Source organism: Paenibacillus sp. Soil724D2, assembly GCF_001427935.1.
GTDB lineage: Bacteria > Bacillota > Bacilli > Paenibacillales > NBRC-103111 > Paenibacillus_E.
In genome coordinates this window covers 1-16,455 of record NZ_LMRY01000035.1, presented here as the reverse complement: position 1 = coordinate 16,455, position 16,455 = coordinate 1, and the positions used below count along the sequence as shown (strand labels likewise).

Here is a 16,455-nt window from a genome sequence, read left to right as displayed (position 1 = left end):
GAGCTAATTTTCTCCAATTTGGGCTAAATAGCGAATCGTAGTTCCCTTAACGAAAGAAAAATGGGCATTTTTAAAGAAATAGCGTCCTCTAGTTCCCTCTCATTAATGAGTGGCAAAGGCTCAGCTTGTTGCTTTGACCTGAATGGCTGGTTAAAAGCAGCTAAGGCTAAAATGTTGCTTTGACCTGAATGGCAGGTTGAAAGTGGGTAAGCTTCTGGTACTCATTCTGGATATTTTGAGCGATATGGCTCCATTGGTAGTGCTGTTGCAGCAGCTGGTAGGCGCTATCAGCCATCTTGGCGGCTTGCTTTGGCTGCAGCAGCATATCCGTAATGTGCCAAGCTAATGAATCGACATGACCTGGGAGAGCCTTATAGCCGTCCACACCATGCCTAATGATTTCAGCTAAACCGCCTGTATCGGAGAGGACCAGAGGCTTCCGGTGGGCCATGGCTTCCAGCGCTACGATACCGAAAGGCTCGTACAAGCTCGGAATCACACAAACATCCGTAGATTGATAAAGCTGTGTGCGATAAGCATCATCAACAAAGCCAGTAAACAAGACGCGATCTCCCAAAAAAGCAGCCTGGGAGCGAAGCTCACCTTCCATAGGCCCAGAACCGGCGATAATGAGCTTAGCTTGCGGGACTTGTGAAATGATTTTCGGCAAAGCTGCCAGCAGAATTTGAATGCCTTTTTCATAAACAAGTCTTCCAATGAAGAAAATGACCTTATCTTGTTTTGCCACGAAATCGGGTCGATTTATTGTCTTTGTGTTTGGTTTTTGAGTCCGAATTCCATTCGGATGTACACTCACTTTATCGAAAGGAAGATTAAAGATACGTCCTACTTCCTCTTTCATATAGGAGCTGCACACAAAGACACGATCAGCCTCATATGTCAGCTGCCACTCCAAATGATGAATCTTTCGCTGCAGGTCGGAATATAGATTTCCTTGATTTCGTCCCCATTCCGTTGCGTGAATCGTGGCTACTAAAGGGATGCCGTAGCTGGTTTTTATTTCTCTTGCCGCATGAGCAACCATCCAATCATGCGCATGTAAAAGGTCGATTCGTCCGCCATTTTCTTTCCATCTGACAAGATGATCAGTCATGGCAAGATTCATTTCGAACGTCCAGTGGTAAAAGTGAGTATCACCGGAATGGTTAACAGGGAGCCTATGTACGTAAACGCCATTCATGTTCTCAAAACTTGGCGCACCATCGTAGGAGGTTGTGATGATGTGCACAATTTCTTCGCGAGCGACAAGAGCTTCCGATAGTTCATGGACTGCTCTCGATAAGCCGCCGACATGTTTGGGCGGGTATTCCCAAGCTAGCATGAATACGTTCGGACGGTGTTTGGTTTCCTCCAGCAATGTTTCCCATTCCTTCAAGTTTGGAATGATCGGGATAGGGGAAAGCTGCTCTAAGCTTACGTAATCATGAAATTGGATAGCTGGAAAGCAGTTGTCTTTCTCCTCTAAATCGGTAAGGAGTACCTCGTCAACCTGTTCCCGATCCACCTGATCGCAGAGATGGTAGAAGCAGCCTAGATGATCCTTCGTACGGCGAACGGCATGGTCGACGTCGCTCTGTGCCTCCATCATGAACGCCCAATCACTGCTTTGAGCTAGCATAAGTTCCCTTGCAGCTTGATTCAAAGCCCGTTTCAGGACGCTGGCGCTTAATTTACCATGGCCAGAGAGATGCTTATGTTTCGTTGCAAGCTCGATCATTCGTTCTTCGGCTTGATGCAGATGACGATAAATCCAGTCGTTACGTCCCTGCAGCCATATTTCGGCGGAATGGTTACGGCCCCAACTAGATTCGTTTAAATTTCCGACAGCAGCTATTGGATATTCCTCTAGATATTCACTAGGTGTAATCATTTTAATCGTTTGCTGATCGAGAAACATTTTACGGCAGAGCAGCTCAAGAAAGTGCGGGCCTTCATACCACCAATGTCCAAATAGCTCCGCATCATAGGGCGAAACGATGAGGGGTTTGCGATCCAGCCAGCATTCCCAATGAGCGGCCTGCTTCTGGCAATTTGCCAAGAAATGATCGGCATGTTCAGCTGCTTTTTCTAGGGCCTGCTCTGGTTGATAAGGCTCCTTGTGGCTGCCTTTGCTTGTGTTGCGGTAATATTTAAACCCTGTTGCCGAGTCGATATCACTGTAGTATTCTCGATAGTTGAAGTCTCCTGTGTAGCCGTTCTCGGCACTTACTTGACTGGTGGATTCCGGATCCAGAGGAAAGGCAGTTACCCCATAGGGGGTCATTAGCGGAGAAGCCAATTCTCGAGCCGGCTGCGGTGAAGCGAAAGCGACTGCTGTGGAATCAGTGAAGAAATATTGGATCCCAGCCTGCTTCAAAATGCGGTCAATACCCGGCGTATAGCCACATTCAGGCAACCAGATGCCGCGTGGCTTTTGATCGAAATAACGTTCATAATCCCGAACAGACGTCATAATCTGTGCTTTTATTGCCTCTTCTGTTTTCATTAGTGGAAGAAATCCATGCGTAGCGGCTGATGTAACAATTTCAATACAGCCTAAATCTTGATAGTGTTTGAATGTCGCAATAACATTTCCTTTGCAGCTCTCAAATAGTGTAAGAAGCTCACGGAATCGTTTGGCATAACGTTTGGCCAGAGGAAGAAGAGAAGGCTTTTTTTGTAACCGGACTTGTTCCTTAACTGCGTGCTCAATAAGCTTACTTAGGTAAGCGTGATAGTTGTCTTGGAAGTATGGATTGCTGAACAGGGACAAGATAGTCGGAGTTATGGAGAAGGTCAAGCGGAAATCTATCTTATCACTTGTTAGACGATTCATGACTTCAATTAGGGGTAAATACGTTTCAGTCATGGCTTCATAGAACCATTGTTCTTCCAAATTGTCGTTCTGATCCTGATGACGAATATAGGGAAGATGAGCATGCAGCATGAGAACGAAATATCCCTTGAGCTCTGGCTTCGGTTTGATGCGATTGATCAAGAGATAACGTCACCTCACATAGGGAGAGTAGGCTTGTATATTTTCAAAAAAAGATGGCTTGATTCGATTATAGACACGTTCGGCTTGGGCTTCTGGAACAACCGTTTGTATCGGTTCTCCCCATTTAGTTTCGGTATCTTTAGGTGTTGCGACACAATTGGAACGAAGAAGAGGAACGAACTCGCGCTCCCAAGTGTAAGTACCAATATCTACAAGATAGGTACGGGCTGCACCTAGATGGTGAAGATACCAATTGTTAGCTTCAGACGTCGTTGTTACATCCCAGAATCCATGTGCATTACTGCCATTGAAATATAGGCTGGTTACATCGTACAAACGTATCACTTTGGGCATTAACGCATAGTCGCATTCAAAATGCTGAGAAACAAGCCATCTCCGCCTATCACTAATTTCCCAATAAACATAGAGCGAATGTGCATCCACGATCATAAGATGGAGTATGTCCTTGTTATACCGATCGGGAACCTCAAACCCTGCGGTAGGTAATGCCTTCAAGGTGAATTCCTCTTTTCTAATACTAATGACTACCTTTTCACTGTAAAAGCATTCGCTTTTCCAAAGAAAAATATGCGTAGATTGCTAAAATCTAACTGTCCTAAAAAAAAGGAATTTCAAACTTTTCTGGCGAATATATTGGACTAATCCGGGTTAAGAAGTTTATGCTTACGATGCAAGCTTTCCTAACGGAAAGCTCTAAGGGAGGGTTTTTCATGAGTTTTTGTTGTGGAGCCAGTATGATTGGAACGAAAGGTACCTTGAAGCACATTCGTACACAAATTCACAATGTGCCCATTCTTTTTTGCCCGGTATGTCATCGCATTGAAGTTCACTATCTGGTGGAGAACGAATACGAGATATTAGCGGAGTATGCTCACGGAGACGGTGCTCCTGAGGTTGATTTTACGGAATATGTAGATGGTAAGGATCATCTATTGCATGATAATTGTGTCAACCATGAGGGTGAAGAGCCTTTAGATATAGTACGCTGTCAAATTGATATGGCTCTTGATTTGCTTGGGGTCGCGAAATCTATTGGCGATAATGAATGGGAAGATCAGCTTAAGAAACGATTGAAAATGCTGAGTGTACGCCGAGATAAACTAAAAAACAAAAAAACCTCCAAGCACACGTAGAGGTTTGTTGAAAAGAAGACGGTTCGGGTCTATTTTGCCCATAACGTCTTCTTTTTTTGTTACACACATCCCTAACTCATGTATATGGTAAGTACTTGGTGCTTATTGAAGTTCCTGCAGAAGCTTCGCAAAATCCTTTTGTAGATTTCTGCTTAGTGGAACTTTCACAGGCGTATGGTTCAAATGAATTAGAAATCTTCTCGAAGTGGGAAATCCACTTTCTTTCACATACGATACCACATGGCGCAAATTGACCAGAAAACCTTTAAATGGACTGAACATATGAGGAGAGCTCTGCGCCAGTATATCCGTTAAATTCGTGCTGGATTCCATATGTGCTCCATTCATGAGATGGATTCTGGTCAAACGTTTATCTTCTTTCTCAATGAAGAGGATGGAGTCTTCGGAGATAGGCAGCTCTGATTTTTGATTTTTGACAGTAATCCATGTTGTAGATCTAGGCTTTGGGGCTTGTACCTGCTGACTGCGTTCTAGTTGAATCTCCGCAATGGCCTTCCGAATAGCCGCTTGAAACTTTGGCAGCATCACTGGCTTGGACAGAAAGTAGAGGGAACCTAGATCATGAAAGCTCGTCAAAACATGGTCAATATTCGTGGTTCCGCTAACCATAATGACTTTCTGTTGATATCCAGCTCTTCTCAAGGATTGAACCATCGTGATGCCATCTAAATTTCCTTCCAGTCCTATGTCCACTAGCATAATGTCAGGCTGAAGCTGATCGTATAATTGTATAAATTGTTCACCTTCAGAAACGATAGATATGACTCTTAACCCGCATTGTTGGCAATAACTTTCGAGTAATTTGCCTGCCCAATAGTTATCTTCCACGATGGCCACTGTGAAACGGTGTCCCATATGTTCATCGCACTCCAATCCTCTCACCCATGGGCCCTTGCATCCTGTCAACTTATGCTCAGAAACAGCCAACTTAGTCCACTTTGAAGGCAAAAGTACGGTTATCTTGTATAGTTCTAGGTGTGGATTCAAATAGGTAGGCTGCTTAAGAGCAAGCATAGAAATGAGGGAACGTGCAGTTGTTTACATGGGTGAAATTTATCCTAACCTGTATTGATTTTGTACCTATGATTTTATTCGCATTACTACTATTCAGACAAAGAGTGAAACCGTATTGGATACAAATAACGCTCGCTGCACTCGCAGGAACGATGGTCGCTTATTTCGACAATTGGCCTTTATTATACGTTTGTATCATTTGTACACTGCTTATGATGGTTTGGAAATTTAGCTTTGTACCTACATTAATCATAGCATTATCAGGGTATATTCTGTCGGTCATCGTATCTACGATTGTTCTCTTATGTTGTGATTTAACCGATCTCGCTGCATATACAGATATCAAGGATGATTCCTTAACGACTAATTTGATATTACTTTTGACCATTATGGCTAAGTGCGGTGTTCTTCTTACTATTCATAAGCTTCGGCTCGGCTTTACTTTTCTCTCGAATTATACGAGAATACCGCTGACTAGAGAAAATGCAGGCTTTTATCTCTTCATTATTGTTGTAATTATTGGAATTGCATACCGTCATTCCTATCCGGATAGCGTGCTAAGCGCGCTAATGCCGATCCAAATGCTAGGTATGGCAACGGTTCTCTTCATCTATGTCATGCTAGGTAAGGAACTTGGCTTTCAAAGATGAATGCCGGGAGCTAGAATCAGCTTCCACAACAAATCCTTTATTGCGAGCTTCATACTCGAGAAGAATCTGGTGATATTTCTTTTGCGGCATAGCGGCGATGGTTACACTAGGACCTTCTTCATAATCATTAAAATAAAGTTTGCCTTCTGCGGGGGCATACTTTTTTATTTTGTTCAGATTGACGAAAAGATGCATGTCCAATTTCACAAAATGGTGATCAGTTAATGCTTCTATGAAACTCGTGAACGCCACAAGAGATTCTACGTTCTCTTCCATGATGCCGTCAGACGAAACATATTGTATGGTTTTGATACCAAACTCAACATACCAGACGTTATCTAAATGGACTTGAGAAGAAGTTTGCGAAGATGAGGCTTCTTCTAAATATCCTGCTTTTATTAGTAAATCTGTGTAAGGGTATTGGTATGCTTGTGATAGCTTTCTCAAGGTGTCAGGGGATGGCTTGATGACATCATTCGTGGTACGATTACGTCCGAGCTCTAGATCCCTAATATAGGCATGAGACAAGCCGCTTTTACTTGCAACTTTACGCAAGGACAATTTACCTCGTAACGTCTCGAGAAACTTACCAAAGTGATTGCCGGGTTCCAAATGAAACACCTCCCATGCCTTTAATTGTAAAGGATTCAAGGTTAAAATGAAACCGTACGTTAGGTTTTATTTGCCATTAGGTGCCCGATTGAACATCTATGGTATAATAAATTTACTTTTTATTTCTGATTCCATATAATTGTACCCCCCGAATTGTTATACATAGGGACGAAACTACTATACTGTGAGGTGGAACGGTGCTACTGGTACTATTCAAAAAATTCCTTGGAAAGAAGGAATCCCAGGGACAAAGTGAACCGCATGCCTCTTCCCTTGAGGTAACCATACATCAAATTCAAGCAGGAGACCTACGACTTAGGAATCAATTTATTGCTGACTACCAGCCTTATGTGGCTAAAGTTACAAGTAGGTTCTGCAAGCGATATATCGACCCGGCACGAGATGACGAATTCAGTATCGCTTTAGCAGCGTTTAATGAAGCTATTAATCAATATTCTTCCGTTATGGGAAGGTCTTTCCTAGGCTTTGCAGAAACGGTCATGCGGAGGAGATTAATTGATTTCTTACGCAAAGAACAACGTTTCAAAGGACAGATTCCTTACAGCTCGTTCGATCAAGAAGATGATGAAGATAACCTACTCAATCCAATTGAGGTTCATCAAGCTATCGAAGCTTATGAAAAGCAAAAGGGACTTGAAGAACGGCGAAGTGAAATTATGGATTTTAGCCGATGTTTAAGTGATTTTGATATCGATTTCTCTGAACTGACAGAAGCATCCCCTAAACACGACGATTCCAGGCAAATGCTATTCGGTATCGGCCGCACGCTAGCACAGGATGCAGAGCTTATGCGTACTCTTCTGACGAAACGGCAGCTGCCGATTAAAGAGCTGCTGGAACAAGTACAGGTTTCGAGAAAAACATTGGAGCGAAACCGTAAGTATTTGATTGCGATAGCTCTCATCTTTAACGGACCCTACCCTTACTTGCGAGATTATTTACATATTCGAGAATGAGGAAAGCATAAAGAAAGGAAGAACAGCGCATGAACAAGGGAATCGTAATGGAATTAAGCGACAGCTCCATTATTGTCATGAATCCAGAGGGTCGGTTTGATAAGCTTCCGAGGGGAACGCGGAATTGTGAAGTTGGGGAAGAGATACTGTACACACCTGCGAAGCGGCGTATGCGTGTACCGCAAATGGCTATTGCATCGGGACTGGCGGCCGCAATCGTCCTATGCTTTGTCTTAGTATCAACGTTGACAGGAACCATTCCTGGGGGCCAAGTGGTTGCCTATGTAACCATAGATATCAATCCTAGTGTAGAAATAGGAATTGATAATGATGAAGTTGTACAGGATCTAATTGGGTTAAATTCAGATGGAGTTGACCTAATTCAAACGTTAGTCTATAAGGGTAAGTCGTTAGAAGCTGTCACATCTGATATTTTAGACAAAGCCGAACAGGGAGCACTTGCTAGAGGTGAAGGAGATATCATCATCAGTTCTACGATTGTAGAACAAAAAACGGATGTGGATGATCAGGCAATTGCAACGAAGTTGAAAGCTCAGGTCAGTAAGCATATAGAGCAAGCCCATCCGGATCAAGTGAAAAATTATGAAGTGACCGCGTTCGCTGCCCCGCAAGAAGTAAGACAAGAGGCGAAGGCAAGCGGTGTATCGGCCGGGAAGTACGCGATATATTTGAATGCGGTAGACAATGGTGCGAAAGTATCTCTCGACGACATCAAAACGGTGTCGATTCATCAGCTCGCGAAGGATAACGGCGGGATTGACAAATTGGTAAAGCCGGATAAGCCGATCGATAAATCGTCTCTGCAGAAGCTTATCGCAGATGAAAAATCCGGAAAGCTCAGCGAGAAAATTCAACAAATTCAGGACGAGAAATCGAACAAAGACAAGAACAACGATAAAAATGATAAGAACGATAAAAATAACAATAGTAAGAACGGCAAGGCTACGGTGAAACCAACACCGACACCATCTTCGAAAAATGGCAAGAACGACAGGAACGACAATAATAATAAGAATGACAACAAGAACGACAACAAAAACGATAGAAACAGCAATGATCGTAATAATGATAATGACAGCCAATCAACGCCGAAGTCGAACCGCTCGGGTGATGGCAATGAGGATGATTCTAAGAAAGAATCATCCTCAAAACCTAGAGCGACTTCAACGCCTAAGCCTACTGTAAAACCTTCGAGTAAGCCTACAAGCTCAAGCAAACCGACGGATAAGCCATCTGACAAGCCAACGCAAAAATCAAAATCAGAAAATGATAGAAGCACCATTTTTCCTTGGAGCTGGAGCGATCGGAACAAAGATTCAAAAAACCACGATGATAATAGAGATTAGTAAGAGTTAAAAGAATAGAATATATACATAAAGAAACACCCTTGGCATACTTCACTTTTATGTGAAGCTTTGCCTGGGGTGTTTCTGTATGTTTTATTCGGCAGAGCTCATCGAAGGAACCATTGTTGGAGGAGATTCTTTGATGCGGGAAGAGCTTTTACTTCTGCGACGCGCTCTAGCTTTGAATTGCCAAATAACTAGACCTGTAATCATCAGGAAAAGGGGCATCATCCCCATGAGAAAGCTCGCGATTTTTACAGGTTCACCACCCCAAGTTGCGAAATGCAAACCTTTTTTCCAAGCACTGTAAAACGCCATTGGAGCATTTGGGTTTGTTTTACCTAAAATTTCACCCGTATAGGGGTCTTCAAAGACGGTAACATTGCTGGAACCAGCCGGACTGTAACCTTCTTTCATAGCTAACTGATAAGTTTGATCAGGCTTCGTGGGTAGTTGGACTCGGACCAGTTTATGGTTGGGAAATCGTTCTTGCGCATTTTGAACGATGGTGTCAAGAGAAAGCGGTGAACCGTTCATGTTTGTTGCTTTGCTCCAAGAGGCAGCTGCTTCCGTTTTGGTCGACAGTCCGAACCATCCAAACACATATTTATCAAGTTGATAAGCTGTTCCTGTGAGGGCGAATACGAGAAGAAAAGGAATGGTTACTATACCTACCGTTTTATGTAGACCTAAATTTAGGGCAAGCTTACCTTTGTTTCGAATAATTCGGAAGCCACGAGCAAATTTGCGAAGGCCGGGCCACCATAGATAAGCACCTGTGATTAGAATGATGATGAGACCGATACCCATAAAGCCAACGACAATGGAAGCATTTGCTTTACCAAGTACATCCTGGGCAAGTAAATAACGGTGTAATTGCAGAACCTTCGTAAAGAAAACATTTCGATTAGGTCCAACAGGCCCAAGCACATGGGCGGAGCCTGGATCAATGTAAACATTTTGAGTCGAAGCTTTGCCATTCACGTCCTTGGATAGTCTTACCTGATAAAGACCATCTTCTGTCGAAAGCTCGATTCGATCCATTTTGAACCCTGGAAAAGCTTGCTCCGCACCTTGCTGAACGTCGAGTAGTGAGGCATAACCTGGCGTAGGCTGATAAAACTGTGGATGTATCCATTTCTCTACATCATTTTCAATAACAAGCAGACTGCCTGTTGTACAGATGGAAACAATGAATAAGCCTAGAAGTAAACTTACCCAAAGATGAATTTGTAACATTAATTTACGCATAATGGCCCCTTCCATAACTGAGAATGATTATCAAAATCATGAATCTGTTTAGAATGATAATGATTATCACTTTCATTGTCAATACATTTATGGCTAATCATTTGCGATTACAGTCATCGAACGAGATGATAGCGTTTACAATCGCCTACTTCATGGAAAGTAGGACTGAGTTGTATTACAATAGTTGCAAGCGCAATTATGATTGATTTTTCTAAGTTGGAAGGGAGATTTTAGCTTGAGGTATTCGACTTTCGGTAAATCCGGCTACAACGTTTCATCACTTGGATTTGGGGCTATGAATCTTCCAGGTGTACCTTTAGAACAAGCAAGAGAAGCATTAAACTACGCCTTGGATCACGGCATTAATTATATCGATACGGCAGCAGCATACCGGAACAGCGAGGAAATTATCGGCGAGTGCATCTCCCATCGCAGAAGTGAGTATTTCTTAGCGACGAAGACAGGAGCACGTGATTACGAGACGGCGAAAGCGGAGATTGAGCGAAGCTTAGTTCGTATGAAAACAGACCATGTAGATTTATTGCAAATTCATTATGTGAACTATGTTAGCGAGTTTAAGAAAGCGATGGATATCGGCGGCGCCTATGAAGCTGCTCTTGAGGCTCAGCGGGAAGGGAAAGTGCGATTTATCGGCATTTCCGGCCACCGTCCAGATTTACTTGCGAAATGGATCGCCAAAGGGCAATTTTCGCAGATTTTGTTTCATCTCAATTTGGCACAGCCGTTTGCACTTGATGAGCTGATCCCAAAAGCGACAGAGATGGATTTAATGAAAGTGGCGATGAAGCCTTTGTCCGGCGGGTTCATTCAACCGGTTGACCGTGCGATCCGCTATCCTTATAGTCAAGACGTGCACGTAACGATTTCTGGGATGGTGAGCATCAAGGAAGTGCAAGAAAACTTGGCTGCGCAGGAGCAGGAAGTAGGAGCGGAGGAGCGCCAGGAGCTGGAGCAATTGGCTATAGAGCTGGGTCAACACGATTGCAGACGCTGCAATTATTGTTCATGTCCGCTCGAAATCTCCATTCCGGATGTGATGATTGCGAGTAGATTTAGAGAGAAATTCGGATTGCTGCCGAAGGGTGACGGATTTTTCCAAAGACAAAAGGATAGAATAGTAGGCTGTGCAGACCATGATCCATGCAAAGAGAAACCGCTTTGCGAAGAGAAGTGCCCTTACCAGCTGCCCATGCAGTCAGTGGTGCAGAAGGCCGCATCTTTTTATTAATTTGAAAGACTATAGAAACTACTGAAACTGCAAGAAATTGCAGAAGCACAGAAACAAAGAAACAAAGAAACACAGAAACTACAGAAACTGCAGAAATTACAAAAATTACAGAAACACAGAAACTACTTGAACCTAAGGAGAAGTACTTATGTTTGATAAAATTACGGATGTAACGACGGGTGTATTTACGTCGTTGATGGATAATGAAGCCGGGGCAGACGCAATCCTCGTCTGCCTAAGTGAAGCTGAGCTGCGCCAGGACGATGTCCTCGGACTGCCGCAGCTCGATCAGGTCCTTGAGCGCATGCGCGCAAAGGGCCTATTCACTGGCGCCTCAGGCGAGCTCGAGGCGCTGCCGACCCACGGGCTGCTGCCGTACGCGTACGTATTCGTTGCGGGGCTCGGCCCCGCAGCATCACGCGATACGCTGCGCGCAGCCGCGGTGTTTGCAGCGCGCAAGGCACTCGCGCTGCAGTTCGAACGCTTGGCGCTGAAGCTGCCAAGCGGGTTCGACAGCCGGTCAGCCGCCTCGGCGCTGACCGAAGGGCTGCTCCTCGGTACGTACCGCATCGCGGCGTACCGTAAGAACGAGCCTGCGCGCGCGGAGCTGCGCCAGGCGGTGCTCCTCACAGAAGCGGCTGCGGATGCAGCGCTTCTGGAGGGGGCGATCGCAGCCGCTGAGGCGGTTGCGGAGGGCACGAACTATGCCCGGGATCTCACGAACCTCCCGGGCAATAAGCTCATTCCGGCTTCCATCGCAGAGGAAGCCGTTAGGCTCGCCCAGCACTACGGCTTCGCCTGCGAAGTGCTGGACGAGCACGAGATAGCCGCCCGCGGGATGGGCGGGCTTACCGCGGTTGGCGCGGGCAGCGTCAACCCGCCGCGCATGATCACCCTTCAGTATAAGGGTGATCCAGATTCCGCCGATGTGCTGGGCCTCGTCGGCAAGGGCGTGACCTTCGATACCGGCGGGATCTCGATGAAGAAACCCGACGGCATGGAAGAAATGATCAGTGATATGGGCGGAGCCGCTACACTGCTCGGTGCCCTGCACGTCGTCGGTCAACTGAAGCCGAAGGTGAACTTGGTTGTGGTTATCCCGGCGGCGGAGAACATGACGTCTGGTTCTGCCTATCGCCCTGGCGATATCGTGACAATGCTCAGTGGACATTCGGTGGAAGTGTTGAATACGGATGCGGAAGGTCGTATTATCTTGGCCGATGGCTTGACCTACGCCAAGCAGTTGGGAGCGAATCGCCTGATTGATGTTGCAACATTAACAGGGGCCATATTAATCTGCTTCGCCGATGTCGCGACTGGCGCAGTTACGAATGATGACGAGTTTCTGAAGCCGCTGCTTCAGGCAGCCTCAGCAGCCGGTGAAAAAGTATGGCAGCTGCCAAACTATCCGGAGTATCGCGCTATGCTAAAGAGTGATGTCGCCGATGTTAAGAATGCGACTTCATCTGATCGCTGGGCAGGAGCCATTACAGCAGGCCTGTTCATCGGCTTCTTCGCCGAAGAAACACCTTGGATCCATCTGGATACCGGCGGCACGGCTTGGTTATGGTCGGCCAAAGGCATCGAGCCTAAAGGTGCAACAGGTGTCATGGTTCGTACTTTAGCGGCTTATTTGTGTGGGGACGAACTTAAATAGCAGCCTTTAAGAGCTCTTATTTGCCAAAAAAAAGCTTGCAAGCAGAAAATAGAAGTCCCTAAAGGCTCTAATATACAGAAGAATTGCAGAAATCGGCATCATTTGATGAAAATAGAAGTCTCAAAGGCCTCTTATTTGGCGGTTTGTAAGCACTTTTCTATAAATAGCAGCCTTTAAGAGCTCTTATTTGCCCAAAAAAAGCTTGCATGCAGCAAATAGAAGTCTCAAAAGACTTCATCTTTGGGTTTATCCAACATGAACACAAAAAAATCACCCGTCATCGAGTTATCGCCAGCCAAATGATCGGCAGGTCTTTAACTGAAGGCAGGGTGATTTTTTTAATCTTCCTAGGCGCCAATACTTTGCCCAGCTGCGGCTGGCTGATTTACCGGCCTTTGAAGCAATTCATTCACATCGGACATCCGAATGACCAGACGGTTGATTTCATTTGTCGTATAAGAGAGATGCTCGGTGCGCTGTTCAAGCTGCGTTAAGGAAATGCCGATCCAATTTTTCTTGCGTCGATGTAGAAATAGATCATATTTTAACACCGTCATTGTGGCGGCGAGGGGATCTGGCTTGATGTAGACATCTTTCATGATATCTTCCATTTTGAAAAAAAGTTTCCCACGCTTCCATCTTACATACCCTGGTTCAAACAAGATAACAAGAAAATCGGAATCAGCCTTGTCCTTGTTCTCCATGGTAATCAATCTTACAGCACCTTTAGCTTGATTCGGCTTAATGAATTGATTGGATCGAATATCGGGAAGAAAAGGAACAATGAGCAGCGGACATACGCTGGCGATATACAAATAAATGGTTGACTGGAACATGAGAGAGAGTACAATGAAAATCAAAAAGAGTAATGAGCTTGTGATAAGACCAAAATGGTTTGGTTTCATAGTATTTGGGTGATCCCGCCTGACATGATAGATTAGGTAGTCAGTCCTATTTTACCATAAGCGCCCTATAGTTTGTAAACTTTAAGATCAGTCATTCATCATAAGAATTACATCAGGAGGCGAGTATGGCAATGAAAATTGCGGATTATGTACGAAAACCCAGAAAAAAAGTATCCTCCTACCGAAGAAGCTTGCTCATCGCAACGTTGGAGGGGTTTCCGGCGGTTATTATTTTCCAGCTCCTTGGCGGTCCGTTTCTAACGGGTTATTTGCTTTATTTAGGAGCAACTTCAACTGAAATTGGTTTAGTGTTGGCCATTACCACCGTCGTCAATATTATTCAAATTGGGATGGCTGTGGTCATGCAAAAATTCAGAAACCGCAAACGAATGCTGCTTATATTTGCTTCCTCACACCGATTACTTTGGACCTCTGTTGGCTTGATTCCTTTTTTATTTCCCAAAGATCTGTGGGTTGTGATGTATATTGTGCTTTATACGGCTGCTCATTTGGGAAATGCCGCGGGTGGAATCGTTTGGACCTCACTAATTAGCGATGCGGTGCCGGGTCCGGTTCGAGGACGATATTTTGGACTTCGCAATACGATTTTAGGCGGGGTAAGTTCACTAGCTCTTTTCATTGGCGGACAAATATTGGATCGGTATCCAGGCGGGCAAGGTTTTAACTATTTATTTATTATATGCAGTGTTTGTGTGGTCTTAAATATTCTGGCCTTCGGTTTATATCCGAATCCACCCTTCGAGCCATCTACGGCATCGAATCCGGTTGGGATGATTGGGAAGCCGTTGAAGGATCGCGCTTTTCTTAAAGCGATTCTTTTTTTGGCTGTGTTTTTATTCGTGCAAGGGGTAACCGTGCCGCTCTTCTCTTATGTCATGCTCAAGCTGATGAAAATTAATTATGAAACGGTCTCGTTAATTACGGTCGTTCATACCGTGGTCATGATGGCCAGCTACTATGTATGGGGCAATCTGAATGTGCGTTATACGGCTCAAACCTTGCTGCTATGGTCTTTACCGATCATTGCGCTAGCTTGTTTATTATGGGGAGCAATTGCTTTCATTCCAGCCATTGTTGTTCTATATGCCGTTCATATCGTTCTTGGCGTTGGCCTGGGTGGGTTTAATCAGATGGTGTTCACGTTTACGATTGGCGACACACCGAAGAGCGAACGTCCGATGTATATTGCTACTTATTCGGCTATCACTGGCTTTGCCGCTTTCTTGGGTCCGATTTTTGGCGGAAAAGTATATGCCCTGATTACGGATGCCCCGATGTGGGTGCAAATATATGGTGTTTCTACGGTGGTTGGCGCTGTTTTACTTGTACTTGGACTGTTGGTTGGACGTATGGTGCTGGGAAAACAAATAAGGAGTGAAGCATAATGACGAAGAAAAGAATCGGATTAATTGGTCTAGGTGATATCGCACAAAAAGTGTATCTGCCTCTTTTATCGGTCAACGAGCAAGTGGAAATTGCAGGGATTATGAGCTCCACCCCGGCGACGGTAGAACGGATGAGGGCAAAGTATCGCATTCCTTACGGGACAACAAGCTTAGATGAGCTTCTTGCACATGAGTTGGATGCAGTTTTCGTCCATAGTCCGACATCTACCCATTACGATATTGCGATGAAAAGTATAGAACGGGGTGTAGCTGTTTATGTGGATAAACCGTTGTCTTACAATTGGGCACAGTCCGCTGAGATGGCTTCATATGCGGAGCGAAAAGGCGTTTTGCTGGCAGCGGGGTTTAACCGCAGGTTTGCTCCTCTTTATATGGAGGCTAAGCGATGGCTGCAGGAGGCAGGCGGCTTCGACTGGTGTTCAGCAGTCAAGCATCGCATCAAGCAGCAAGGTCATAGCGCCAAAGAGACATTGTATGATGACCTGATTCACATGCTGGACCTTTTACTATGGTTAGGAGACGGCCCGTATGAAGTGAGTACATACAACCAACAAGTCGATGAAGCAGGCAAACTGCTCCACGCATCAGGGACGCTAGCATTCGGCTCTTCGTTAGGCAATTACAGTATGGTTAGACTTGCTGGTGTTGATTTAGAAAAAGTTGAGCTGCACGGGAGCGGCCGATCGGTAGAAGTAACGAACCTAGAGTCAGCCGTTTTTTATGAAAAAGGCGCCGCACCACGCGTACGCTCCTTCGGCAGCTGGGACACGGTGCTTGAAAGAAGGGGCTTTGCTGGCGTTGTACAGCATTTCCTCGACAGCTTGGACAATCCGAATGCCTGCAGCATCCGTGGAGACCTTGTTCTTGCGTCACATCAATTAGTGGAACGATTGTCCGTATAGACAGGACGGCAAGCATCATTTCTCAACGCGCCATGAATCCTGGACGCGCGTTGTAGCACCGCCGCAATTCTGTTGCACAATATCCAATGGAATTGCCGAAATAAAGTGTTTATAAGCATTTCCATTGGAGTAAATACAATGTTTTTTCCGAAAATGGCTTGTGAGTAGGCTTGATGGAATTAAACTAATTAGTAGACACACTCTAATGGAAGACCTGTATACTAAAAATATAAATAAGGTCGAGGTGTGGCATGGGAGAAACGAGAGAAAA

Annotated in this window: 14 protein-coding genes; 8 read left to right on the top strand and 6 right to left on the bottom strand. The window is 44.9% G+C overall.

The window, feature by feature from the left end; all coding sequences use genetic code 11:
* Positions 1-166 precede the first annotated feature (166 nt).
* Positions 167-2,998, bottom strand: a complete 2,832-nt coding sequence (locus tag ASG85_RS25520) for a 1,4-alpha-glucan branching protein domain-containing protein (protein ID WP_057304685.1) — start codon at positions 2,996-2,998, stop codon at positions 167-169.
* Between the two features lie 9 nt (positions 2,999-3,007).
* Positions 3,008-3,514, bottom strand: coding sequence for a DUF4912 domain-containing protein (locus ASG85_RS25515; RefSeq protein WP_057304686.1), 507 nt, complete (start codon positions 3,512-3,514; stop codon positions 3,008-3,010).
* Between the two features lie 215 nt (positions 3,515-3,729).
* On the opposite strand from ASG85_RS25515, the gene ASG85_RS25510 reads away from it, so the two are divergent.
* Positions 3,730-4,152 carry a hypothetical protein gene (locus tag ASG85_RS25510; protein ID WP_047680975.1) on the top strand — a complete coding sequence of 141 codons (423 nt, stop codon included), beginning with the start codon at positions 3,730-3,732 and terminating at the stop codon, positions 4,150-4,152.
* Positions 4,153-4,254: 102 nt separating this feature from the next.
* Here ASG85_RS25510 and ASG85_RS25505 read toward each other — a convergent pair whose 3' ends face one another.
* Entirely contained in the window at positions 4,255-5,028 is a 774-nt protein-coding gene (locus tag ASG85_RS25505; protein ID WP_057304687.1) for a LytR/AlgR family response regulator transcription factor, read from the bottom strand.
* A 173-nt stretch (positions 5,029-5,201) separates the two neighbouring features.
* Here ASG85_RS25505 and ASG85_RS25500 point away from each other — a divergent pair, with 173 nt between their 5' ends.
* A complete protein-coding gene (locus ASG85_RS25500; protein ID WP_156390100.1) occupies positions 5,202-5,837 on the top strand; it encodes a hypothetical protein in 636 nt (211 codons plus the stop codon).
* Here ASG85_RS25500 and ASG85_RS25495 read toward each other — a convergent pair.
* Positions 5,808-6,449, bottom strand: a complete 642-nt coding sequence (locus ASG85_RS25495) for a helix-turn-helix domain-containing protein (RefSeq protein ID WP_057304689.1) — start codon at positions 6,447-6,449, stop codon at positions 5,808-5,810. The two genes, ASG85_RS25500 and ASG85_RS25495, sit on opposite strands and share 30 nt — an antisense overlap.
* Before the next feature lie 197 nt (positions 6,450-6,646).
* Between ASG85_RS25495 and sigI the strand changes: the two genes are divergently transcribed.
* A complete protein-coding gene (gene sigI / locus ASG85_RS25490; protein WP_057304690.1) occupies positions 6,647-7,426 on the top strand; it encodes an RNA polymerase sigma factor SigI in 780 nt (259 codons plus the stop codon).
* Positions 7,427-7,455: 29 nt separating this feature from the next.
* Positions 7,456-8,793 (top strand): anti-sigma factor domain-containing protein, encoded by a 1,338-nt coding sequence (locus ASG85_RS25485; protein ID WP_057304691.1) that lies wholly within the window; start codon positions 7,456-7,458, stop codon positions 8,791-8,793.
* Between the two features lie 93 nt (positions 8,794-8,886).
* Here ASG85_RS25485 and ASG85_RS25480 read toward each other — a convergent pair whose 3' ends face one another.
* Positions 8,887-10,044, bottom strand: a complete 1,158-nt coding sequence (locus ASG85_RS25480; RefSeq protein WP_057304692.1) for a PepSY-associated TM helix domain-containing protein — start codon at positions 10,042-10,044, stop codon at positions 8,887-8,889.
* Positions 10,045-10,279: 235 nt separating this feature from the next.
* On the opposite strand from ASG85_RS25480, the gene ASG85_RS25475 reads away from it, so the two are divergent.
* Both ASG85_RS25475 and ASG85_RS25470 read left to right on the top strand, forming a co-directional pair.
* Positions 10,280-11,293, top strand: a complete 1,014-nt coding sequence (locus tag ASG85_RS25475; protein ID WP_057304693.1) for an aldo/keto reductase — start codon at positions 10,280-10,282, stop codon at positions 11,291-11,293.
* Between the two features lie 148 nt (positions 11,294-11,441).
* Positions 11,442-12,950: a leucyl aminopeptidase gene (locus tag ASG85_RS25470; protein WP_063860377.1), complete on the top strand. Its 1,509-nt coding sequence runs from the start codon at positions 11,442-11,444 to the stop codon at positions 12,948-12,950.
* Positions 12,951-13,297: 347 nt separating this feature from the next.
* Here ASG85_RS25470 and ASG85_RS25465 read toward each other — a convergent pair whose 3' ends face one another.
* Positions 13,298-13,855, bottom strand: coding sequence for a hypothetical protein (locus ASG85_RS25465; protein WP_057304694.1), 558 nt, complete (start codon positions 13,853-13,855; stop codon positions 13,298-13,300).
* A gap of 125 nt (positions 13,856-13,980) precedes the next feature.
* Here ASG85_RS25465 and ASG85_RS25460 point away from each other — a divergent pair, with 125 nt between their 5' ends.
* Both ASG85_RS25460 and ASG85_RS25455 read left to right on the top strand, forming a co-directional pair.
* The gene (locus ASG85_RS25460; RefSeq protein WP_156390101.1) at positions 13,981-15,261 is read left to right on the top strand and encodes an MFS transporter; all 1,281 of its coding nucleotides are present in this window, start codon (positions 13,981-13,983) and stop codon (positions 15,259-15,261) included.
* On the top strand, positions 15,261-16,184 hold the full coding sequence (locus tag ASG85_RS25455) for a Gfo/Idh/MocA family protein (protein ID WP_057304695.1): 924 nt from the start codon (positions 15,261-15,263) through the stop codon (positions 16,182-16,184). Before ASG85_RS25460 ends, ASG85_RS25455 begins: the two co-directional genes overlap by 1 nt.
* The last annotated feature ends 271 nt before the right edge of the window (positions 16,185-16,455 follow it).

Coding starts and splice junctions, on each gene's coding strand:
- ASG85_RS25510 (WP_047680975.1), top strand. CDS start 3,730: ATGAGTTTTTGTTGTGGAGCCAGTATGATTGGAACGAAAGGTACCTTG.
- ASG85_RS25480 (WP_057304692.1), bottom strand. CDS start 10,044: ATGCGTAAATTAATGTTACAAATTCATCTTTGGGTAAGTTTACTTCTA.
- ASG85_RS25505 (WP_057304687.1), bottom strand. CDS start 5,028: ATGGGACACCGTTTCACAGTGGCCATCGTGGAAGATAACTATTGGGCA.
- ASG85_RS25460 (WP_156390101.1), top strand. CDS start 13,981: ATGGCAATGAAAATTGCGGATTATGTACGAAAACCCAGAAAAAAAGTA.
- ASG85_RS25455 (WP_057304695.1), top strand. CDS start 15,261: ATGACGAAGAAAAGAATCGGATTAATTGGTCTAGGTGATATCGCACAA.
- ASG85_RS25470 (WP_063860377.1), top strand. CDS start 11,442: ATGTTTGATAAAATTACGGATGTAACGACGGGTGTATTTACGTCGTTG.
- ASG85_RS25485 (WP_057304691.1), top strand. CDS start 7,456: ATGAACAAGGGAATCGTAATGGAATTAAGCGACAGCTCCATTATTGTC.
- ASG85_RS25465 (WP_057304694.1), bottom strand. CDS start 13,855: ATGAAACCAAACCATTTTGGTCTTATCACAAGCTCATTACTCTTTTTG.